The 21,460-nt window shown below is 47.2% G+C and carries 21 protein-coding genes and 1 tRNA gene; 13 read left to right on the top strand and 9 right to left on the bottom strand.

Translation table 11 applies throughout. The annotated features are described in order from the left end of the window. Positions 1-13: 13 nt before the first annotated feature. From pth to FJ444_RS03225, 3 genes are all read right to left on the bottom strand, one after another. On the bottom strand, positions 14-607 hold the full coding sequence (gene pth, locus FJ444_RS03215) for an aminoacyl-tRNA hydrolase (RefSeq protein WP_140956488.1): 594 nt from the start codon (positions 605-607) through the stop codon (positions 14-16). A gap of 5 nt (positions 608-612) precedes the next feature. Further along, the gene (locus FJ444_RS03220; protein WP_140956489.1) at positions 613-1,236 is read right to left on the bottom strand and encodes a 50S ribosomal protein L25/general stress protein Ctc; all 624 of its coding nucleotides are present in this window, start codon (positions 1,234-1,236) and stop codon (positions 613-615) included. Between the two features lie 189 nt (positions 1,237-1,425). Further along, a complete protein-coding gene (locus FJ444_RS03225; protein ID WP_140956490.1) occupies positions 1,426-1,689 on the bottom strand; it encodes a hypothetical protein in 264 nt (87 codons plus the stop codon). Positions 1,690-1,976: 287 nt separating this feature from the next. Here FJ444_RS03225 and FJ444_RS03230 point away from each other — a divergent pair, with 287 nt between their 5' ends. Both FJ444_RS03230 and FJ444_RS03235 read left to right on the top strand, forming a co-directional pair. Next, positions 1,977-3,239, top strand: a complete 1,263-nt coding sequence (locus FJ444_RS03230; RefSeq protein ID WP_140956491.1) for a PotD/PotF family extracellular solute-binding protein — start codon at positions 1,977-1,979, stop codon at positions 3,237-3,239. 14 nt (positions 3,240-3,253) lie between these two features. Then, the gene (locus tag FJ444_RS03235) at positions 3,254-5,527 is read left to right on the top strand and encodes a hybrid sensor histidine kinase/response regulator (protein ID WP_140956492.1); all 2,274 of its coding nucleotides are present in this window, start codon (positions 3,254-3,256) and stop codon (positions 5,525-5,527) included. Here the strand turns inward: FJ444_RS03235 and FJ444_RS03240 are convergent. The 5 genes from FJ444_RS03240 to lolB form a co-directional block, all read right to left on the bottom strand. Beyond that, the gene (locus FJ444_RS03240; protein WP_140956493.1) at positions 5,524-6,588 is read right to left on the bottom strand and encodes a mechanosensitive ion channel family protein; all 1,065 of its coding nucleotides are present in this window, start codon (positions 6,586-6,588) and stop codon (positions 5,524-5,526) included. The genes FJ444_RS03235 and FJ444_RS03240 overlap by 4 nt on opposite strands. 120 nt (positions 6,589-6,708) lie before the next feature. After that, on the bottom strand, positions 6,709-7,656 hold the full coding sequence (locus tag FJ444_RS03245; protein ID WP_140956494.1) for a ribose-phosphate pyrophosphokinase: 948 nt from the start codon (positions 7,654-7,656) through the stop codon (positions 6,709-6,711). Between the two features lie 32 nt (positions 7,657-7,688). Beyond that, positions 7,689-7,764 (bottom strand) — tRNA-Gln (locus tag FJ444_RS03250). Positions 7,765-7,778: 14 nt separating this feature from the next. Then, positions 7,779-8,642, bottom strand: a complete 864-nt coding sequence (gene ispE / locus FJ444_RS03255) for a 4-(cytidine 5'-diphospho)-2-C-methyl-D-erythritol kinase (RefSeq protein WP_140956495.1) — start codon at positions 8,640-8,642, stop codon at positions 7,779-7,781. Beyond that, on the bottom strand, positions 8,627-9,229 hold the full coding sequence (gene lolB, locus FJ444_RS03260) for a lipoprotein insertase outer membrane protein LolB (protein WP_181405047.1): 603 nt from the start codon (positions 9,227-9,229) through the stop codon (positions 8,627-8,629). Before lolB ends, ispE begins: the two co-directional genes overlap by 16 nt. Positions 9,230-9,342: 113 nt before the next feature. Between lolB and hemA the strand changes: the two genes are divergently transcribed. The 6 genes from hemA (at position 9,343) to kdsA (ending at position 15,580) form a co-directional block, all read left to right on the top strand. Continuing rightward, entirely contained in the window at positions 9,343-10,608 is a 1,266-nt protein-coding gene (hemA, locus tag FJ444_RS03265) for a glutamyl-tRNA reductase (protein ID WP_140956497.1), read from the top strand. Positions 10,609-10,633: 25 nt separating this feature from the next. Next, positions 10,634-11,719 carry a peptide chain release factor 1 gene (prfA, locus tag FJ444_RS03270; RefSeq protein WP_140956498.1) on the top strand — a complete coding sequence of 362 codons (1,086 nt, stop codon included), beginning with the start codon at positions 10,634-10,636 and terminating at the stop codon, positions 11,717-11,719. Further along, positions 11,720-12,574, top strand: a complete 855-nt coding sequence (gene prmC, locus FJ444_RS03275; RefSeq protein WP_140956499.1) for a peptide chain release factor N(5)-glutamine methyltransferase — start codon at positions 11,720-11,722, stop codon at positions 12,572-12,574. Between the two features lie 190 nt (positions 12,575-12,764). Then, positions 12,765-14,315, top strand: a complete 1,551-nt coding sequence (locus FJ444_RS03280; protein WP_140956500.1) for a response regulator — start codon at positions 12,765-12,767, stop codon at positions 14,313-14,315. Between the two features lie 20 nt (positions 14,316-14,335). Beyond that, positions 14,336-14,701 carry a SirB2 family protein gene (locus tag FJ444_RS03285; protein ID WP_255438953.1) on the top strand — a complete coding sequence of 122 codons (366 nt, stop codon included), beginning with the start codon at positions 14,336-14,338 and terminating at the stop codon, positions 14,699-14,701. 27 nt (positions 14,702-14,728) lie between these two features. Then, positions 14,729-15,580, top strand: a complete 852-nt coding sequence (kdsA, locus tag FJ444_RS03290; RefSeq protein WP_140956502.1) for a 3-deoxy-8-phosphooctulonate synthase — start codon at positions 14,729-14,731, stop codon at positions 15,578-15,580. Positions 15,581-15,652: 72 nt separating this feature from the next. Here the strand turns inward: kdsA and FJ444_RS03295 are convergent, their stop codons facing one another. Then, positions 15,653-15,931, bottom strand: a complete 279-nt coding sequence (locus FJ444_RS03295; protein ID WP_140956503.1) for a hypothetical protein — start codon at positions 15,929-15,931, stop codon at positions 15,653-15,655. A 217-nt stretch (positions 15,932-16,148) separates the two neighbouring features. Between FJ444_RS03295 and FJ444_RS03300 the strand changes: the two genes are divergently transcribed. The 5 genes from FJ444_RS03300 to fusA all read left to right on the top strand — a co-directional run bounded on the left by FJ444_RS03300 (position 16,149) and on the right by fusA (position 21,357). Then, a complete protein-coding gene (locus FJ444_RS03300; protein WP_140956504.1) occupies positions 16,149-17,048 on the top strand; it encodes a transcriptional regulator GcvA in 900 nt (299 codons plus the stop codon). Beyond that, complete coding sequence (locus FJ444_RS03305) at positions 17,041-17,670, top strand: alpha/beta family hydrolase (RefSeq protein WP_140956505.1); 630 nt, start codon at positions 17,041-17,043, stop codon at positions 17,668-17,670. The genes FJ444_RS03300 and FJ444_RS03305 overlap by 8 nt, the downstream gene beginning before the upstream one ends. Next, positions 17,667-18,047 (top strand): DUF423 domain-containing protein, encoded by a 381-nt coding sequence (locus tag FJ444_RS03310; protein ID WP_140956506.1) that lies wholly within the window; start codon positions 17,667-17,669, stop codon positions 18,045-18,047. The genes FJ444_RS03305 and FJ444_RS03310 overlap by 4 nt, the downstream gene beginning before the upstream one ends. Further along, the gene (rlmM, locus tag FJ444_RS03315; RefSeq protein WP_140956507.1) at positions 18,040-19,116 is read left to right on the top strand and encodes a 23S rRNA (cytidine(2498)-2'-O)-methyltransferase RlmM; all 1,077 of its coding nucleotides are present in this window, start codon (positions 18,040-18,042) and stop codon (positions 19,114-19,116) included. The genes FJ444_RS03310 and rlmM overlap by 8 nt, the downstream gene beginning before the upstream one ends. A gap of 153 nt (positions 19,117-19,269) precedes the next feature. Further along, positions 19,270-21,357, top strand: a complete 2,088-nt coding sequence (gene fusA / locus FJ444_RS03320; RefSeq protein WP_140956508.1) for an elongation factor G — start codon at positions 19,270-19,272, stop codon at positions 21,355-21,357. Positions 21,358-21,460 lie beyond the last annotated feature (103 nt).

Raw genomic sequence — 21,460 nt, forward strand, 5'->3', positions numbered from 1 at the left:
GGAGCCCTTGAAATTAGAGGTTTATATCTGCTTTAAAACTGTGCAGGCGATTTTGCGCCATTTTCAGATCATTTTTAAGTAATATTTCGGTACAACGTACCGATTCATCGATAGCACTGACTATGGCTTCGCGTTCAGCAGCAGCAGGTTTACCCAGCACGTGGCCGGTAACTTTGCTTTTGTGACCCGGGTGACCTATGCCTATGCGCAGTCGCAAAAATTCGCGATTGTTCCCCATTTTGGCAACGATATCACGCACGCCGTTCTGACTCGAACTGCCGCCCATTTTGAACTTGGCAACGCCTGGAGGGAGATCCAGTTCATCAAATGCCACCAGCATTTGAGAGGGGTCAATGCGATAAAAATTGGCTAATGCTGCAACAGACTGCCCACTTCTGTTCATAAAAGTGGTTGGATACAGCAATCGGATATCCTGGCCAGCAACTGTTATGCGTGCTGTTTTACCAAAAAACTTGCTATCGGGGATTAAGCTGGTCTGAAACGTTGCGGCGAGCTGGTCTAAAAACCAGGCACCGGCATTATGGCGGGTATTTTCGTATTCGGGGCCCGGATTACCCAGGCCCACAATAAGACGTATGTCTGCCAAAGGAATTATTCCCCAGCAGCGTCTTCTTCTGCTTCAGCTGCGCCACCTTTAGGTGGTTTAACTGTAACTACAGCCAGGTCATGAGAATCATCGCCTTTGGCCAGTTCAACAGAACTTACGCCAGCTGGCAGAGTCAGATCAGACAGGTGCAGAGTTTGGCCTAGTTCGATGTTAGCCATATCAACTTCGATGAACTCAGGCAGGTCTTTTGGTAAGCAGGTAATTTCTACTTCGTTTACGTGGTGTTCTGCAACACCGCCCGCTTTAACTGCTGCAGCTGTTGCTTCGTTAATGAAGTGCAGCGGTACAGAAGTGTGAACCTGATGGCCAGCAACAACACGCTGGAAGTCCATGTGAGTTACTTTAGGCTTGTACGGGTGACGTTGAACGTCTTTCAGCAGAACTTCAGTTGCTTTGCCTTCGATGTTCAGAGTCAGAACGTGTGAATAAAACGCTTCAAAATCCAGCGCTTGCATTACTTTATTGTGCACAAGCGTAATAGAAAGAGGTGCTTCTTCACCACCGTAAACGATAGCTGGTACCAGATCAGCGTGACGAAGGCGGCGGCTCGCACCTTTCCCTAGGTCTGTACGGATCTTCGCGTCCAGATTAAAAATGGCATCAGACATTGACTGTCTCCAATTTAATATATTGATAATTAAGCAGAATTTCGCGACCAAAATCTGCAGTGTGCAGAATGTACCCGGCTAACCGTAACACAAACTACCAACCCCGAATTTATAGGGCGGCGAATTCTACCACTCAAGCTATAAAGTTACAAACCTTAAAGTCGCTTGTTGATTGGGTCTTTGGCTGGGTTACCAATGGGGCTTACCAATAGAGTTTACCTGGCTATCGTCAATAATAATGACTGAACTCACAACGAAAACCTTACCGTATTGAGTGATGGTAATGGCGTTGTTATCGATATAACCGGTTACGTCAACGATTAAACCATTCCGGCGAAACGGCGTTGGCAGGTCCTTCAGGGTAAAGTGTTGAGCCTCTTGGGAATGCAATGCATAAAAACCGCCCTCGAGGGTTTTGTACACTATGGTACCGCGAAAGGTTTCCTGTTTCATAGGGGATGATCCATCTGCGATAGGGGGATTGGTAGGGGATTCATTCTGAGTATTTGCCTGGGTAAGGTTACATCCTGGCAAACTGCATATCATTGCCAAGGCTAAGCAGATTAAATGTAGACCAGGTGTATTGCGCATTGTGTTTTCTCAGTTATTTTTGAGTTGAATAAATTACACTAAGCTGGATTTTTTGTCTCGCGCGCTTTAAAAAGGCAGAAATCATCTATAGTTATACCAAAGATTTTAGCCTGAAAGCACAAACAGACGGTTTTCGACGGAATAGCATTATGCAAAACCCCCGGCGTTCATTTTTAAAAAAATCAGCAGCAGCCGTAACAGGAGCAGTTTGCCTCAGCCAGGCTCCTTATGTATTTGCCAGGAATAAAGTTACCCTGCGTGTAATGGGAACACATGTTACTTTGCAGGAGCCGCTTCGCCGCCGTGCCATGCAGGAACTGGGTATAGATATTCAATTTGAACCCATGGGCAGTGCCGCCGTACTACAAAAAGCGTCAGCTGATCCCAGCTCGTTCGACTTATACGAGCAATGGTCAGATTCGATTAATGTGCTCTGGTATGCTGGTGCAATTCAGGCGCTCGATGTAGACAGATTAACATACTGGCCAGAGATCAACAGTTTAACCAAAACAGGAAAGATTAGCCCCGAGGCTCAAACCGGCGCGGGTGACGCGCCTGATAAAATTTTGTTCGTTCAGTCAAATGGGCTGTTAGGCCCCCAATCAACAAATAAAATTAGTTTTATGCCTTATGTGCACAATGTGGATTCCTTTGGCTATGATACGCGTGTTATCCAAAGGGCTCAGGGGTATACCGAAGAATCCTGGGGCTGGTTACTGGACGATGCAAATCGCGGGAAAGTAGCGCTCGTAAACGCCCCAACCATTGGCATATTTGATGCGGCATTGGCTGCTCAGGCACAAGGATTGGTGACATTTAAGGATATTGGCAACATGACAATATCTGAAATAGATCAACTCTTCGCCATACTGATAGACAAAAAGCAAAGCGGTCACTTTGCCGGATTTTGGACGTCAGTACCTCAATCTGTAGAGTTTATGGTGAATCGCCGCGTTCACATCCAAAGTATGTTTTCGCCTGGGGTATCGGCTTGCAAGGGACAGGGGATTCCTGTCAGGTATGCGGCACCTAAAGAGGGATATCGGGCCTGGCAAGGTGTGATGTGTTTGTCGTCGCACACTTCAGGCTATGTAAAAGACGCCGCATACGACTATATGAACTGGTGGTTGTCTGGTTATCCAGGGGCGTTTATTGCCCGTCAGGGGTATTACATTTCTAATCCTCAGCGCAGCAGACCATTAATGAGCGAGGCAGAATGGGATTACTGGTATGAGGGTAAAGAGGCGCCTGTTTCACTTAATGGCACCGATGGTAAACAATCGGTTAATGCCGGAGAGCGCAGAGATGGTGGCAGCTATACAAAACGGTTTTCCAATATCGCAGTCTGGAACACGGTAATGGATAATTACGATTATAGCCTCGACCGGTGGTATGAGTTTCTCAATGCTTAAACAGGTTGTATAGAATGCTTTCAAGTCTGAAGTCCTCCATTGCCTTGAAGGCGGCCGCAGTGCTGGCAGTATTTCTGCTTATTCTGGCAATTAATTTTGGATTGCTAAACAGCAAGATTAAACAGGTAGACACGTCCGTATCGCGTATTTTACTGATTTCCAGCAATGTCATTTTTGTGCTTGAAATCAACAAGGACATTGTTGATTTACAACGTAACGTCTCGGTGTTTGGCCAATCTGGTAATACCGCCATCCTGGAAAAAATGCGTGAAACCCATAGCAGTATTCAGCAGCGCCTGGACATAGTTTCGCGCAATATAGTGAGTCCCGCGGTGAATGAACCCATCAATGACATGCAGTTGCTGGTAAATCGCTACGGTGAGAATCTCAATGTGTTGCAGTCGTTGTACGAAGCAAAAAATACACTCATAACACAGGCGTTACCTGCAACATTTCAACACGGCGAAGAGGTTATTCAGGCATTACTGGCACAAGCTACTATTCCGATTGACAAAACAAACGCAAGTCAGGCGCTGAATGCCTGGTACCAAATGAATCAGGCTGCTAGCTTGTTTTTGAGTCAACGGCAGTTTCAGCAGCGCAGGGCTGTGGTAAATGCACTGGGTACACTGCAACAAAACGTTGAACAGTTTTCCGAATCGTTCACACGCAGGCATCAGTCAGAACTCACCATGCTTGCAGAACTGGGCGAGCAGTTTCAGAGTGATTTTGCGCAGAGTGTACAGGCTAATCGCAACTATTTATCGCTGGTTAATGTAGTAATGGCCGGTGATGCCGTGGAATTTACCATTCAGGCCAACAAGTTGCGCGAGCGTTCGCTGGCCTTACTCGATGAAATCAAACGGCAGGGGGAAGATGCAGTATCGGTTACCCACCGTCTTATTCAGCTCTCAGTGGTAATCGGCTTAACTCTGTTTATTATTTTTGGGTTATTTTTCCATATTCACATTACCAACGCGATTAAACGGTTAACCGAGTCGTTTCAATCGTTCCGTTCGGGCGATTTGGCTGCTCCGATTCACGATACTCATCGCGTGGACGAAATCGGACTGCTGGCTGGGGCCGCGCAGCAATTTCGTGAAGTGAGTGAAGATTTACTCAAGGCCAAAAAAGAAGCGGAGAATACATCAAAAATTAAATCTGAGTTTCTGGCCAATATGAGCCATGAAATTCGAACTCCCATGAATGGCATTCTCGGCATGGTGGGTTTGCTGTCGAAAACCAAACTGGCCACTGAGCAAAAAGAAATGCTCGATATCATTGACTCATCAGGTAAAAGTTTACTGGTGATTTTGAACGATATTCTCGACTTCAGCAAAATTGACTCGGGCAAAATCCAGTTGGAGCATGCACCATTTGATTTGTACAAGATGATTATCGAGCTGAATCATTTATTCAATCCGCTGGCAAAAGAAAAGGGGATCGGTTTTTCGGTACCCCGGCTCGATACCTTGCCACGGCAATATTTCATGGGGGACGTAACCCGCATAAAACAGGTGTTAATTAACCTGTTAAGCAATGCGGTAAAGTTCACTTCAAAGGGGCAGGTAAACTTGTTCATTACGCAACAAGCCAATGTTCCTGATGACGACTTGAATTGCACAATTACATTTGCGGTTTCAGATACCGGCATAGGTATTCAGAAGGATCAATTGTCGTCTTTGTTTGATGCATTTTCACAGGCGGATTCGTCGATTACCCGTCGTTTTGGTGGAACCGGGCTTGGGCTGAGTATTTCAAATAAACTGTTAATGTTAATGGGGGCAAAGCTTGCTGTAGACAGCACACCTGGACAGGGGGCGAGTTTCACGTTTGATTTAACTCTGCCAATTGCAACAGTGCACAGCCGACTGGATCACAATAAAGCAATACAAGTCTCATTCAGACAGGACGGTAGTCAGCGCGTACTCATAGCGGAAGACAATGAAATAAATCAATTGGTTGTTAAAGCAATGCTTCGCAATCTTGGCTTTACCAATGTGGCTTTGGCCAATAATGGCAAGGAAGCAGTTGATTTTTGCAAAGTGAATCACGCCGATATTATTTTCATGGATATGCAAATGCCAGAGATGGATGGGCTGGAAGCCACGCGTCAAATCAGGTTGTTACCGCTATTCAGGCGTACACCTATTATTGCGTTAACTGCCAATGTGATGCCTGAAGACAGCGCAGCCTGCTTTGCTGCTGGTATGACACACTTTCTAACCAAACCCATAGACGAAGCGGCTTTCACTAAAGTGCTTAATTCAATTATGTCGCAGCCTTAGTCGCTCTGCTGCGGGGAGATGTTGGGCGCTACTGTGGTCTCTTCAGGTTGCACTGGTGCCGCCAACGCAGCTAAAGCCAGCCTGAGTGCTTCTTTGCGTGCTTTTAATTGGTTTTTTGTTTCGCTATCGGCCTGTGACATCTGCGTTTGAATTTCAGCTAATTCAGCTTCAATTGACATCTTGTCGCGCTGAACCGATTCCGCTTCCTCTGCCTTATCAAAAATCATTTCTTCAGGTAAGGCCGAGTCAGTTGTTTGAGCCTTGGAAACTTTCTTGCGAGCAGGGATCATTACTCTTCCATCTGGTTGAGGGCGCGAATTCACAAACGTGGGTGAAACAATTTCAATGCCGGCATGATGCAGATTATCAAGCACGGCTTTATGCAGCTTCGAACGTGCGCTTAGGAGGCTTTTTACATCGGTAAGTAATCCGGCAACGCGATAGGTAACGGAGAAATCACCAAGGCTGATCACTTGCACAAAAGGTTCTTCAAGGCCTGCGTCAGTGCCAGCTTTTAATAAGTGTTTTTCAACGGTGCTGTGGTGAAGTTCGTAGCCCAGGCTTAATTCCACGGAGACAATGGCGCCAGAGGAACGTACTACGGTTACAGGGCTATTAATTAAAATGGTATTGGCGAAGGCAATTAATTCGCGGGTTTCAGTTTGAATTTCTGTTTCGAGTAAACCCATTTCTGCTACCCGGCCAGAAAATCCATTCACTCTCACAAAATCGCCAATCCGAAATGGTTTATTAAATCGCAATACCAGTCCCGCCATCACATTTGACACAATAGTGGTAGAGGAAAACGCAATTACTCCGGAAAGTAAAATACCAATCAGCGCAAGGATTTGATTTTGAATAGCTTCACTTAATGGCAGCGACAGAACAAAAGCAATCACACTCACCAGTGTCAGCAATAGCATAATCAACTGGCGCGGCAGGGATTTATCGCTGGTAAGGTGTGTGTTGCGCTTAATCAGCAGCCAGTGAAGAAATGTCAGACCTAAACCAATAACGCAAAGCGTGATAAGCGAAGGTAAATAGTCGGCCAGGTGTGACATGCGTTGCGCTCATTTATTTAACGAGGGCAAACTGTAACGGGCCTGACAAGTGATGTAAATAAGACGGGGTAAGAATAAACCCGGGTTATCAGCGCGAAAGCCCGGGTTTGTATATACGGCTTAGTATTCAAACATGGCCGAGATTGATTCTTCGTTGCTGATACGACGAATGGTTTCAGCCAGCATTTCCGACAAGGTCAGCTGCTTTACCTTGCCAATGGCGCGCATTTCGGCCGACAAAGGGATAGAGTCAGTGATAATAATTTCATCAATCACAGAATCTCTTAAGTTGTTAGCCGCATTGCCAGAGAAAATCGCGTGAGTGGCATAAGCATAGACTTTACGTGCACCGTGTTGCTTCAGTGCGTCGGCCGCTTTGGCGAGGGTGCCGCCGGTGTCGATCATATCGTCAACAATAATACAATCGCGGTCCTGTACATCACCAATGATGTTCATAACCTGAGCAACGTTGGCTTTCGGACGACGCTTATCGATAATGGCCAAATCGGTGTCGTTCAACAGTTTAGCGGTGGCACGAGCTCTTACTACACCACCGATGTCGGGTGACACTACAACCGGGCTAACGAAATCACGCTGCACCATGTCGTTTAACAAAATGGGTGTACCGAAAGCGTTGTCTACCGGTACATCAAAGAAGCCCTGGATCTGCTCAGCGTGCAGGTCGATAGTAAGCACGCGGTCAACGCCTACATTTGACAGGAAATCCGCAACCACTTTGGCGGTAATCGGTACACGCGCAGAGCGAACTCGACGGTCCTGACGGGCATAGCCAAAGTACGGGATAACCGCAGTAATACGACCCGCTGATGCGCGGCGCAGAGCGTCGATCATCACGATCAGTTCCATCAGGTTATCATTGGTGGGCGCGCAGGTAGACTGGATAATAAAAACGTCCGAACCACGGACGTTTTCATGAATTTCTACTGCGATCTCGCCGTCACTAAAACGGCCGACGGTGGCATTGCCAAGCTTAGTATAAAGGCGATCGGCAACTTTCTGGGCTAATTCAGGAATCGCGTTACCTGCAAAGAGCTTCATGTCTGGCACAAGTGTTTCCTCGGTGCTTTAATAGTAGGAGGTGGCTGGGGTAGCTGGACTCGAACCAACGGATGGCGGGATCAAAACCCGCTGCCTTACCAACTTGGCTATACCCCATCAAATTGTTGTCGTCAGGCTTGTGACACTTGTTCTAATTTTAGTAAAAGCGGCGAAATATTCACACCATTTGCGACGAATCCCGACCATGTTGACGGCAATTTTTTTTGCACATCCAAGGCCTGACCTACTGTCTCAAATCTGGCAAATACACACGCGCCCGTGCCCGTCATCCGCGACGGTGCGTAGTGTACCAACCACTGTAATAATTTTGCAACTTCCGGATGCGCATTGCATACAATTAGCTGGCAATCATTACGGGTTGACTCAAAATCGTAATCGCACCACTGCATCGACGGCGTGTTTCTTGGCAAATCAGGATGGCCGAAAACCTCTGCCGTGCCTACGTGAACGCCCGGAAACACTACTAAATAAGGTTGCTCTGGCAACGTTGTAGGATAAATATCTTCACCTACGCCGCCTGCAAATGCAGTTTTCCCGTGTACAAAAATCGGAACATCGGCACCTAGTTTCAAGCCTAGTTCAGCCAGTTTAGTCGTGCTAAGGCCACATTGCCAGTAATGATTTAATGCAACCAGAGTGGTTGCCGCATTTGATGATCCACCACCAATGCCACCGCCCATAGGTAATTGTTTGTCCAACAAAATATCAGCACCAAAAGGATGAGGGCAGTGGTCCTGCAGTAACCGCGCAGCGCGGTAAATTAAGTTATCCTCGGTATTCACTCCGGGAATGTCGGGTTTGATGCTGATCTTGCCGGTAGAGTTTATGTTGAATGCTAGCCTATCGCCCGTGTCAAGCATTTGAAACAGGCTTTGTAATTGATGATAGCCATTCGGATAACGCCCCAGAATATGCAAAAATAAATTGAGTTTGGCGGGACTTGGCCACCAGTCAGGGGTTAATTGATTTTCCATTTATCTATTCGGATTTTAATCAGGTGTTCGGGTTGCTGTGGATTGGTTAACGTAAGGGCATGGGGTAACCACACATCGTCAACCTGTTGATATTTGCTGTAATTAACTATCCATCCTGCACATCGCTGGCAGGCTGGTTTTAACATTGAAACCAGTCCGTTTTCGTCCAACTGATAAGAATCAGTGGCTTTGGGGACACCTTTTATCCAGCTCAACAGCTGATTAACCGGAATGTCCCAGCCCGTCATCTGATAAAGCAATAAACTGGCGCTGGGGTCGCGATACGTTTCTCCATCCGCCTCCAGTACCGCACCGTCGCGGGAGTTCTGCATGTCTACCAGCGTCATTCCCAGAAAATTACTCAAGCGGAATTCAAAATCTTGTTGCTGAGTTTGCCAGCGAAGATTGGCACTTAATGATTGATCCGGATGTTTAATTGCCAGCTTGCCACTGATTGTCCAGACTTCCATTTTGTTGAGTCTGGCTAGCTGTTCGGGTAAATCTACCGTACCTTCCGGTTGTGGCAGGCGTGTTGCACAGCCACTCACAACAATGATGAAAAACCAGACAAAAAGGCGTCGAAACACGGTCAAACCTAAAAATTCTATTAAAACGATAGTGGAACATAGAACTACCAGCACTTTCAATCATTTTGGGTTTTTCGTACAATGCCGCTCCATTATAGCTGTTGTCGAACCTCATGACCCTGATTGCCCTCGGAATAAACCACAAAACTGCACCGGTAGAACTGCGTGAAAAAGTCGCGTTTACACCGGATTCGCTGGTTGAGGCGCTGTCATCGTTAAAATCCTTCGATGGCGTTGAAGAGTCGGTGATTGTATCTACCTGCAACCGGACTGAGCTTTATGTGGCTGCCGATAAAGTGGATACAGACAGGTTAATCGACTGGCTTGCCTCATTTCACAACGTTGATCGCCAGCAACTGATTGCCAACGCATACATCTATGAGCAAAACGCTGCCATTGAACACATTATGCGGGTAGCGTGCGGGCTGGATTCTCTGGTATTGGGTGAACCACAAATTCTGGGGCAGATAAAACAAGCCTATAACCATGCCCGTCACTCAGGGTTAGTCAGTACGCAGTTTGACAAACTGTTCCAGCATACCTTTACTGTAGCCAAGCGTGTGCGCAGTGAGACAGAAATTGGGGCTAATGCGGTGTCTGTGGCGTATGCAGCGGTGCAGTTGGCCAAACATATATTCGCCCGGCTACCTGAACGCTCGGTCTTATTAGTGGGCGCAGGTGAAACCATTGAGCTGGTAGCGCAGCATTTGAAAGAGCAGGGCGTTAAACGACTGGCTGTTGCCAACCGGACACTGGCGCGTGCTGAAAATCTGGCAGGGGCGTTGGGCGCTGAAGTGATGACCCTGAGTCAACTGCCCGAAAAACTGCATCAATTTGACATTGTGATCAGTTCAACAGCCAGCCAATTGCCGCTGATAGGCAAAGGGATGGTTGAAGACGCACTCAAGCAACGCCGCAATTTACCCATGTTTATGGTGGATTTAGCGGTGCCACGTGACATTGAAGCACAGGTAAATGAATTAGGTGACGCCTATTTATATACCGTGGATGATTTGCAACATATCGTGCAGCAAAACATGGCGTCGCGTGAACAGGCCGCTGCGCAGGCGCAGGTAATTATTGAGCAGCAGGTTGGAAGCTTTTTACAATGGCAGCAGTCCCGTCAGAGTGTTGATCTGGTTAAACAGTACCGCGATCGCGGAAATCAGCAAAGACAGGAATTACTCGACAAAGCGTTAAAACAACTACAGGAAGGCCAGACAGCACAAGACGTAGTGGAAGAACTGGCCTATAAATTAACCAATGCATTACTTCACGCACCGACCCGAGCGTTGCGTGATGCCTCAACTCAGGTTGATCAACGCACCACCCGCTGGCTGGCAAAGGCGTTTGAACTGGACAATCCTGACAACAGGTAATCGTTACACATATATCAGGAATAATATGAAAGAATCCGTAGTCCGAAAATTGGAAAACCTCGTTGAACGCTTTGCCGAGGTGCAGGCATTATTGGGTGATCCTGGCACGATTAGCAACCAGGATAAATTCCGGGCGCTGTCTAAAGAGTTCAGCCAGTTAGAAGACGTGGTGGCGGGATTTAATGCGTATCGTCAGGCAGAAGATAATCTGGCTTCTGCTCAGGAAATGCTGCAGGAAGACGATGCTGAAATGCGTGAAATGGCCCAGGAAGAGATTAAGGCGGCTAAATTAGAAATAGAGCGCCTGGAATCTGAACTGCAAATCCTGTTATTACCTCGTGACCCAAATGACGATCACAGCTGCTTCCTGGAAATTCGCGCTGGTGCAGGCGGAGACGAAGCGGCGATTTTTGCTGGCGATTTATTCCGTATGTACAGCCGCTACGCAGAAACTAAGGGGTGGCGGGTAGAATTGATCAGTGCAAACGAAGGCGAACACGGTGGCTTCAAAGAAGTCATTGCCAATGTGTCGGGTGATGGTGTGTATGGCATTCTAAAATTTGAATCAGGTGGTCACCGGGTTCAGCGTGTGCCTGAAACTGAGTCGCAAGGGCGTATTCATACGTCAGCCTGTACCATTGCCGTACTGCCTGAAATTCCCGAATCTGAGGCCATTGAAATTAACCCGGCCGATTTACGTGTAGACACCTTTCGCGCCTCGGGTGCGGGTGGTCAGCACGTTAACAAAACCGACTCGGCCATTCGCGTAACCCACTTACCAACCGGCGTGGTAGTGGAATGTCAGGATGAACGTTCACAACACAAAAACCGCGCTAAAGCGATGTCGGTATTGCAAGCTCGCCTGAATCAGATGGAGCAGGATAAGCGCGCAGCAGAAGAAGCGTCAACACGTCGAAATCTGGTAGGCAGTGGCGACCGTTCCGAACGAATTCGCACGTATAACTTCCCACAGGGACGGGTTACTGATCACCGTATCAACCTTACCTTATACCGCCTTGACGAAGTAATGGAAGGCAGTTTAGGTGCGTTAATTGAGCCTATTCGTCAGGAACATCAGGCCGATCTATTGGCGTCTCTGGCAGATAACTAAGTGTCCGCCGATCCGGGTATTTCCATTTCTGACGCAATCCGTTGGGCGGTGCACTCTCTACAAGATGGGGAGTCGCCTGCGGTGGATGCCCGTGTGTTGGTATGTCATGTGCTGGATTGCCAGCAGAGCTACTTATATACCTGGCCGGAGAAGTTACTTTCTCTGGCTCAACATGCAGCGCTGGTTCGCTTAGTGGAACAACGCCAACAGGGTATTCCGGTAGCCTACCTCACTGGTAAACGTCAGTTCTGGGATTTGCTATTACAGTGTAATGCCACAACGTTAATACCCCGACCAGAAACCGAATCCCTTGTAGAAGCTGCATTGGCACTGGAAATTCCAGCCAATGCCAGGGTATGCGATTTAGGCACGGGGACCGGCGCGATTGCGCTGGCGCTGGCTTATGAGCGCCCTGGTTGGAAAATTACAGGTGTTGATCGCATTGCTGACGCCATTAGTCTGGCAAAAAGTAATGCCTTGTTGAATCACATCGACGGTGTTGAGTGGCAGGTAAGTCATTGGTTTAGCGCGCTTCCAAGTGATGTGCGATACGATTTGATCGTGACTAATCCTCCCTACGTAGAATCTGATAGTCCGTATTTGCGGCGAGGTGACGTTCGATTCGAGCCTCATTCGGCGTTAACTGCGGGAGATGATGGTCTGGACGACATCCGGCATATTGTGGCTGAATCACCAGAGCGGTTGGCGCAATGCGGTTGGTTATTAATTGAACATGGTCATACGCAACATCAGGCAGTAAAATCGCTCATGCAACAACGCGGTTTTTCGGGCTGTAAGGCCATACAAGACCTCAACGGACACAATCGCATTACCCTTGGACAGTGGATAGAATAAGGTTTTGGACAGTTCTCGCCAATGCACTATACTTCTGAGTCGACGGCTTGTATAACTATATGATATGTGTCTGAAAAAGTGGTAAGTCGGCGAGTATTGCCAGTACGTAGTTAAGCCAGCTTTAACACGCTGCACGCTAAGTAGTCAGGGTGGCCCATATGGTTGATAAGACATTAAAGGGATGCGTTAAATGAACGATGATGATGTTTTGTTTGTAGAAGAAGATGACGAGCCAGAGCAGGGAGAACTCGGTTACTGGAAGGTGTTGATTGTTGACGACGAGCCTGAGGTTCACGCCGTAACCCGGCTGGCTTTAAATGATTTTACGTTAAATGGTCGCGCGCTCACCTTTTTAAGTGCCTACGATGGCGAAGAAGCCCGTCGTATGTTCCGCGAGCACAACGACATCGCAGTGGTGCTGCTGGACGTAGTAATGGAATCTGATGATGCTGGTTTGCGTGTTGCAGATTACATCAGAAACGATTTAGAAAACCATTTTACGCGCATTATTCTACGTACCGGTCAGCCAGGCCAGGCGCCTGAGAAAGACGTAATCATTAACTACGACATTAATGATTACAAATCGAAAACTGAACTCACCGCTCAAAAACTCTTTACCGTTATTATCGCTGCACTGCGTTCCTACCGCGATATCATTGTGATTGAAGAAGCAAGAGCGGGATTGGAAAAGATCATCGATGCTTCAGCAGATTTGTTTTCGTCACGCTCTCTTGAGCGATTTATGCAGGGATTAATTCAACAACTGGCGTCTATTCTGGGCGGCGCAAAAAATGCTGCCTACATTACCTCAGCGATCGCGGTGTCCAAACCGATAGGGACACTTGGTGATTTATACATTTTTGCCGGTAATGGTGAATACGCCGGCAAAGAAGGAGGACGGCTACGTGAATCGCTGTCTGATTTTGAATATGATTTGTGCAGACAGGCGTTGCAACGCAAGGAAGTGGTATATGCAGAAGAACACCTGGTCGCTTATTGCAAAAGCAATGTAAACCGCGGTTCGCTATTGTTTCTTACTGGCTTACCCCGACCAGTAAACGAAATGGATATTCGTCTGGTTCGCAAGTTTTCTGAAAATGTGCAAATCGCCTTTGATAATTTACTAAACACCCGGGAAGTTCATGATACACAAAATGAAATCGTGCAGCGGCTCGGGCAGGCGTTAGATGGCCGTGAGCTCGACGGCAATCATGTTAAGCGGATCGTGGCCATGACTGAAACCTTCGCCATTGAGGCGGGCATGGACGACCGCGATCTGCAAATGTTACTAATGGCAGCGCCATTGCACGATGTGGGTAACTCTTATGTGCCGCGAGCTATCCTCAATAAGTCTGAATCGTTAACCGATGATGAGTTTCATCAGATTCAGATGCATGCGGAATTTGGTTATCAGGTGTTCAAGGATTCCAAGCGGCCGATTATTAAACTTGCCGCCCAGTTGGCCCGGCACCACCATGAACGCTGGGATGGTCAGGGCTATCCTGACGGGCTTCAGGGTGAACAAATTAGCATTGAAAGCCGGTTAATGGCGATCCTTGATACCTTTGATGCGCTGTTTAATGAAAGAGTGTACAAGCCAGCCTGGCCAATCGACCAAGTGAAGGACGCGATGCAAGCTGCGGCGGGGAAACAGTTTGATCCTTCGCTAATGCAAATATTTATGGAAAATATCGACAAGTTTGTGGCAATTCAGCAACAATACCCCGGTAAATCAAACTAAATTAAGGAAGTAAAATGTACATGATGGCGAAGCACCTGCACATGACCGCAGTGGGAATCAGTGTGCTGTTGTTTGTTTTTCGTTTTATCTATGGCCAGCTCAAGCCGGATTTTTTGCAAAAAAAATGGGTGAAGATCGTTCCACACGTTATTGATACCGTCTTGCTGGCAAGCGCTATCTGGTTGTGCATTATTTTATCTCAGTACCCGTTAGTTAACGGTTGGCTAACGGCCAAGGTAATTGGCGTCATAGCCTATATTTTGTTTGGCATGGTAGCTCTGAAATCAACCACCGCAGTTAAAAAATGGGGCGGATTTGCCGGTGCCCTGGTAGTGCTGGCGCTTACTGCTAAGATTGCTGTAACCAAAACCGTATTCTTTTTATAAATATTACTCCTCACAGGACACATTATCATGACTCAAATTTCGCAGGTTACAGTGGGTAACATCACTGTCGCGAATGATAAGCCATTTGTTTTATTTGGCGGTATGAACGTACTGGAATCACGTGATCTGGCAATGCGTATTGCTGAGCATTACGTTGAAGTGTGCCAAAAACTCAATATTCCCTATGTATTTAAAGCGTCTTTTGATAAAGCCAACCGTTCGTCTATTACATCGTTTCGCGGCCCGGGTATGGAAGAAGGACTGAAGATTTTTGAAGAAATCAAATCTACCTTTAACGTACCGTTAATTACCGATGTCCATGAACCCTATCAGGCTGCACCCGTTGCTGAAGTAGTAGACGTGATCCAATTACCGGCCTTTTTGGCGCGACAGACAGACCTTGTGGTTGCTATGGCAAAAACAGGTGCTGTGATCAACGTGAAAAAGCCGCAATTCCTGGCTCCTCACGAAATGCGCCATATCATTAAAAAGATAGGTGAAGCGGGTAATGACAATGTGATCCTGTGTGAGCGTGGCAGCTGCTATGGCTATAACAATCTGGTAGTAGACATGCTGGGTATGGACGCTATGAAAGAATATGCGCCGGTGATTTTCGATGCGACACATGCGTTACAAATGCCGGGGGGGCGTGAAACGTCTGCCGATGGTCGTCGTGCACAAGCCGCTCAACTGGCTCGAAGTGGTATGGCGTTAGGCCTGGCTGGATTATTTATCGAATCTCACCCGAACCCGGATGAAGCTAAATGCGATGGTCCGTGTGCGTTACCTCTTTCCAAGTTGGAAGGGTATCTGACTCAAATGAAAGCGCTTGACGAACTGGTGAAAGGGTTTGCGCCACTGGATACCAGTGCAAACTAATTAGCAGAATTTCGCGACCTGATATGCTCTGCAGATGACTGCAGAGCATACGGCAGGTGTGAAATGGTGTTTTTATTCAGCGCGTGTAGCCGAATTAAGCGTTGGTTGCGCTTCGTTTAGATTTACCAATAGCGCTTTTTCTATGTTTTCCAGATTGAACTGATCGGTCAGCAGGTTTTGTTGTGCTTGCACTTTTACCGACGTGTCGATTACCGGCGTCGGTAATTCAACTGTGATCGTGAAAGCGGCAGGGGTTACCGCCGGATTAACGGTTGTAACTTCACTGGCATTGGAAAAAAATGGTAGTATTACCGCGCTTAGCGCGATGTTTGTTAAAATTGTTTTAGTCATATTCACACCTAATTAAATTAATAGTATTGTTTGTATAAATATTGTAAAAATTTAACAATATTTATGAGTTTTAACCTCTTGTCTTTTAAAGAGGTTTTTTAATTTCGGGTAAATAGTAAACAGTAATTGTGGTGCTGAAAAATGAAAAAAATTACACGTTTCAAATTAGAAAAATTAATGGGTTTGTCACCTGTTTGTCATACTGGATAGCGCTGCAATGCACCGACGTCTCCCTCCACTAAATGCCCTGAAGTCCTTTGAGGCGGCCGCGCGCCATCTGAGCTTTACCCGGGCAGCAGATGAACTGTTTGTGACACAAGCGGCAGTGAGCCATCAAATTAAGGCACTCGAAGATTTCTTATCGCTGAAGCTGTTTATTCGCAGAAACCGCACCTTGTTGCTTACGGAAGAAGGGCAGGCGTATTTTTTAGAGCTCAAAGATATATTCAAATCCTTGCAGGATGCAACTGAGCGTTTGTTGGCCAGAGGTAGCAAAGGCGCCATTACGGTAGCCACGCCCCCTAGTTTTGCGAGCCAGTGGCTGGTGCCCAGGATCAGTAAGTTCAGTATTGCTCACCCGGATATTGACGTGCGAATTAAAGCCGTGGATTTCGATGAAGGGTTTCTGGCAGACGATATCGACGTTGCTATTTATTATGGACGCGGACGCTGGAGTGGCATTCAGGCCGACAAGTTACACACAGAATTTTTAACGCCTTTGTGTTCCCCCAGTTTGTTTCAGGGGAGCAAGCCGTTAAACTCCCTGGCTGATCTGAAACATCATGTTCTGTTACACGATTCAAGCCGTGCAATGTGGAAAATGTGGTTGAAGCACTTTCACGTATTTGGCGTAAATGTGAATCAGGGGCCGGTATTCAGTCACTCGATGATGGTGATGCAGGCGGCAGCCTTAGGGCAGGGCATAGCGCTGGGTAATTCAGTACTGGCCAAACCGGAACTGGATGCGGGCCGACTGATCATGCCGTTTGAAGAAAAACTGGAAAGCCGCGACGCCTATTATATGGTGTGTCATGAAGGACAGGCTGATATGGGAAAAATTGCGGCATTTCGCAGTTGGGTAATGCAATTGGTAAAAGAAGAACAAGCCTATGTGTAACTGGTGGGTTACCGAATCAGCTACTCCAACAGTAACATTGTTACTGGCACATGGCGCCGGGGCCGGAGCTGAATCGGATTTTATGCAGGACATGGCCACGCAACTGAGCGAGCTGGATGTGCGGGTGGTGCGTTTTAATTTCCCATACATGACACAGATAGCTGATGCCGGTAAAAAGCGGCCACCAGACAGCATGCCGAAGCTCGAAGCACATTTTAAGAATGTGATTGAACAAGCGTTACATAAATGGCCTGATGCGCCTTTATTTATTGGCGGTAAGAGTATGGGAGGACGTGTTGCCACGCTAATCGCTCATGATACTGATGCTGTCGGGGTAATCGCGCTGGGCTACCCTTTCCATCCGCCAGGTAAGCCGGAGAAGCTGCGCACGGAACATTTGAAGCAGTTTCAGAAACCGCTGCTCATTGTGCAGGGGGAGCGCGATACGTTTGGCAATCGGCAGGAAGTTGAAGGTTATTCACTGTCAGAGAGTATCAGTACACTCTATCTTACCGATGGTGATCACAGTTTTAAACCGCGTAAGGCCAGTGGTTTTACACAGTCCGCACATATCGCCAGCGCAGCGCAGCGCTGTGCAACATTTATTAGAGAACAACAATGAAAACACGTTTAGTCATTGGCGGTGTGCTGGGGTTAACAGCAGTTGTGCTGGGAGCCTTTGGTGCACATGGGCTTAAGCAGGTACTGGACAGCGGCGCACTCAATACATTTGAGATTGCCGTTCGATACCAGATGTACCACGCGTTAGCGATTTTGTTGGCCTCTGCATTAATCCCGTTTGGCAGTGAGGTTTGGCTAAGCCGTGCTGTGGCAGGTTTTATTGCTGGTGTAGTGCTGTTTAGTGGCAGCCTGTATTTATTGATTTTTACCGGTCACACCTGGTTGGGGCCTGTCACCCCGCTGGGGGGATTGTGTTTAATGGTGGGATGGACTTGTATGGTTGTCGCTTTCGTAAAAGGAACAGAAACCAATGAGTAGTGTTTTAGCCTATTGTCGGCCTGGCTATGAAGTCGATTTAGGGAACGAGCTGTTGGCTCTCGGCACTGACAAGGGAGTGTATGGCTATCCGCAGTTTAAAGCCAATGAAGGTTATGTAAAATTTGTATTCCATCAGGATGCCGATGCGGCAACACTCGTGAATACATTGCCTGTTAATCAGACTATATTCGCCCGGCAGCTTTTTCGAATTGTGGGTGAAGTCGGTATACAGGATAAAAGCGATCGCATTGGCCCTATCATTGCCACTTTGGCTGAGATAGCGGATGTACCGCGTTGTGGTCTTCTATTTGTTGAACATGCTGATACTGAAGCGGGCAAAGAGCTGGCTAAGCTGTGTAAAAAGATAGCGGTACCTATGCGCCAGGCGTTTCGCAAGCAAGGCTGGTTAACTAAGGCTGAACAGCCAAAGCTGCCTGCCATGCATGTGTTCTTTACCGATACCGACCGCTGTATTATCGGGGTGAGTGATGCACGTGGACGCAGTCCGTTTGCCAACGGAATTTGCAGGTTGAAGTTCCCGTCGCAATCACCCAGCCGTTCTACATTAAAACTGGAAGAAGCGCTGTTACTCATGCTGACCGATGAACAACGGGAAGCCATTTGCCGTCCTGGTGCCAGAGCGGTAGACCTTGGTGCGTGTCCGGGAGGATGGACTTACCAGTTGGTCTCGCGCGAAATGCACGTGGAAGCGGTAGATAACGGTAAAATGGCCGAACATTTAATGGCTACCGGGCTGGTGGATTACCGTCCGGAAGACGGATTTAAATATAAGCCAAAATTTGGTCAGGTAGAATTGCTGGTGTGTGATATGATTGAAAAGCCAGATCGGGTTGCCGATTTAATGGCCAGCTGGTTGTGCAAAGGCTGGACAAATCACGCCATATTTAACTTAAAGTTGCCGATGAAACGGCGATATGAGACCGTATACGCCGCGATTCAGTCGGTGAAGGCGCAACTGGCTGAGCAAAAGATTCGGGCGAGTATGATTGTCCGGCATCTTTACCATGATAGAGACGAAGTGACCGTAACAGTAATTCGTGCTTTATAAGAATTTATGATGATATATCATCAGGTTAGGTGGGGTAAGAATCGATTTCTTCAGATTAGTTGCAGTCTTTTTTCATAAAGGACTGTAAATCTGGTAGCGAAATCCTTTATAATCCCGCCGTTTTTTTATTCTGAACCTATTGAAAGTGAACTAATGGCAGACTTATCCCTTTACAGAAACATTGGTATTTTCGCCCACGTAGACGCGGGTAAAACCACCACTACAGAACGTATTTTGAAACTTACCGGTAAAATCCATAAAACCGGTGAAGTACACGACGGTGAGTCAACGACTGACTTTATGGAACAGGAAGCTGAGCGCGGTATTACTATCCAGTCTGCTGCGACTACCTGTTTCTGGAAAAACCACCGCATGAACATCATCGATACTCCCGGACACGTTGACTTCACCGTTGAAGTTTACCGTTCACTGAAAGTATTGGATGGTGGTATCGGTGTTTTCTGTGGTTCAGGCGGCGTTGAGCCACAGTCTGAAACCAACTGGCGCTATGCTAACGATTCAGAAGTTGCGCGTGTAATCTTCGTAAACAAACTGGACCGTATGGGTGCAGACTTCTACCGCGTTGTTGGACAGGTTAAAAAAGTACTGGCGGCTAACCCGTTAGTAATGACTCTGCCAATCGGTATCGAAGATCAGTTCAAAGGTGTTGTTAACCTGTTGGACATGAAAGCGTACATTTGGGATGACTCAGGTCTGCCAGAAAACTACGAAATTGTTGATATTCCTGCTGATATGGTTGAAAAAGCTCAGGAATTCCGCGAGCAAATGATCGAAACTGCTGTTGAGCAGGACGACGAAGTAATGATGGCTTACATGGATGGCGAAGAGCCGTCTCTGGAAGACCTGAAGCGTTGTATTCGCAAAGGTACACGTGACCTGGCATTCTTCCCAACTTACTGTGGTTCAGCGTTCAAAAACAAAGGTATTCAGTTAGTTCTGGATGCGGTTGTTGACTTCCTGCCAAACCCAACCGAAGTTGATCCACAGGATTTGACTGACGAAGAAACAGGTGAACCTACTGGTCAAAAAGCCATTGTGTCTGAAGACGAGCCGTTCCGCGCGTTAGCGTTTAAGATCATGGACGACCGTTTCGGTGCCCTGACTTTCGTACGTATTTACTCTGGTAAGCTGAAGAAGGGTGATACCATCCTGAACTCTGCAACAGGTAAAACAGAACGTGTTGGCCGCATGGTAGAAATGCACGCGAACGAGCGTACAGAACTGCAATCTGCTCAAGCTGGTGACATCATCGCAATCGTAGGTATGAAGAACGTACAAACTGGTCACACTCTGTGTGATCCAAACAAACCTTGTACACTTGAGCCAATGATTTTCCCTGAGCCGGTAATCTCTATTGCTGTTAAGCCAAAAGACAAAGGCGCAAACGAGAAGATGTCTATTGCTATCGGTAAACTGGTAGCAGAAGATCCAACGTTCCAGGTTGAAACTGATGAAGATTCTGGCGAAACCATCCTGAAAGGTATGGGTGAGCTGCACTTAGACATCAAAGTAGACATTCTGAAGCGTACTTACGGCGTAGAGCTGTTAGTTGGTCAGCCTCAGGTTGCTTATCGTGAAACTATCACGCAAGCAGTTGAAGATAGCTACACGCACAAGAAGCAGTCTGGTGGTTCTGGTCAGTACGGTAAGATTGATTACCGCATCCGTCCAGGAGAAACTAACTCTGGCTTTACGTTCAAGTCTACCGTTGTGGGTGGTAACGTTCCTAAGGAATTCTTCCCAGCCATCGAGAAAGGCTTTAAGTCTATGATGGGTGCGGGTCCATTGGCTGGTTATCCGGTACTGGACGTTGAGGTTGAGCTGTTTGACGGTGGTTTCCACGCAGTTGACTCATCAGCAATCGCGTTCGAAATTGCAGCGAAAGGTGCATTCCGTCAGTCTATGCCAAAAGCGGGTCCTCAGATCCTTGAGCCAATCATGAAAGTTGACGTGTTCTCTCCGGATGACAACGTAGGTGACGTGATTGGTGACCTGAACCGTCGTCGCGGTATGATCAAAGATCAAGAAGCTGGCGCAACAGGTGTTCGCGTTAAAGCTGACGTACCTCTGTCAGAGATGTTTGGTTACATTGGTCACCTGCGTACTATTACGTCAGGTCGTGGTCAGTTCTCTATGGAATTCAGCCACTACTCACAATGTCCACAAAACGTATCTGAGAAAGTAATCGAAGAAGCAAAAGCGCGTAAAGCGGCTAAGTAATTTCTGGATTACAGTAGACGTTTAAAAAACCCGCCTTCTGGCGGGTTTTTTGTTTTTAACAAAATCGCTAATGGATCTGCACAGGTTTACTCGCAAGACAAAT

The sequence above is a fragment of the Aestuariibacter sp. GS-14 genome (assembly GCF_006494365.1).
Classification (GTDB): Bacteria; Pseudomonadota; Gammaproteobacteria; order Enterobacterales; family Alteromonadaceae; genus Alteromonas; species Alteromonas mangrovi.

Bases quoted from the DNA above. Each gene is read 5' to 3' on its own strand.
- FJ444_RS03305 (WP_140956505.1), top strand. From the start codon at position 17,041: ATGTGTAACTGGTGGGTTACCGAATCAGCTACTCCAACAGTAACATTG.
- FJ444_RS03220 (WP_140956489.1), bottom strand. From the start codon at position 1,236: ATGTCTGATGCCATTTTTAATCTGGACGCGAAGATCCGTACAGACCTA.
- rlmM (WP_140956507.1), top strand. From the start codon at position 18,040: ATGAGTAGTGTTTTAGCCTATTGTCGGCCTGGCTATGAAGTCGATTTA.
- fusA (WP_140956508.1), top strand. From the start codon at position 19,270: ATGGCAGACTTATCCCTTTACAGAAACATTGGTATTTTCGCCCACGTA.
- ispE (WP_140956495.1), bottom strand. From the start codon at position 8,642: ATGGAAAATCAATTAACCCCTGACTGGTGGCCAAGTCCCGCCAAACTC.
- FJ444_RS03310 (WP_140956506.1), top strand. From the start codon at position 17,667: ATGAAAACACGTTTAGTCATTGGCGGTGTGCTGGGGTTAACAGCAGTT.
- FJ444_RS03230 (WP_140956491.1), top strand. From the start codon at position 1,977: ATGCAAAACCCCCGGCGTTCATTTTTAAAAAAATCAGCAGCAGCCGTA.
- FJ444_RS03280 (WP_140956500.1), top strand. From the start codon at position 12,765: ATGAACGATGATGATGTTTTGTTTGTAGAAGAAGATGACGAGCCAGAG.
- FJ444_RS03235 (WP_140956492.1), top strand. From the start codon at position 3,254: ATGCTTTCAAGTCTGAAGTCCTCCATTGCCTTGAAGGCGGCCGCAGTG.
- prfA (WP_140956498.1), top strand. From the start codon at position 10,634: ATGAAAGAATCCGTAGTCCGAAAATTGGAAAACCTCGTTGAACGCTTT.
- kdsA (WP_140956502.1), top strand. From the start codon at position 14,729: ATGACTCAAATTTCGCAGGTTACAGTGGGTAACATCACTGTCGCGAAT.
- FJ444_RS03300 (WP_140956504.1), top strand. From the start codon at position 16,149: ATGCACCGACGTCTCCCTCCACTAAATGCCCTGAAGTCCTTTGAGGCG.
- hemA (WP_140956497.1), top strand. From the start codon at position 9,343: ATGACCCTGATTGCCCTCGGAATAAACCACAAAACTGCACCGGTAGAA.
- FJ444_RS03225 (WP_140956490.1), bottom strand. From the start codon at position 1,689: ATGAAACAGGAAACCTTTCGCGGTACCATAGTGTACAAAACCCTCGAG.
- FJ444_RS03295 (WP_140956503.1), bottom strand. From the start codon at position 15,931: ATGACTAAAACAATTTTAACAAACATCGCGCTAAGCGCGGTAATACTA.
- FJ444_RS03240 (WP_140956493.1), bottom strand. From the start codon at position 6,588: ATGTCACACCTGGCCGACTATTTACCTTCGCTTATCACGCTTTGCGTT.
- FJ444_RS03285 (WP_255438953.1), top strand. From the start codon at position 14,336: ATGATGGCGAAGCACCTGCACATGACCGCAGTGGGAATCAGTGTGCTG.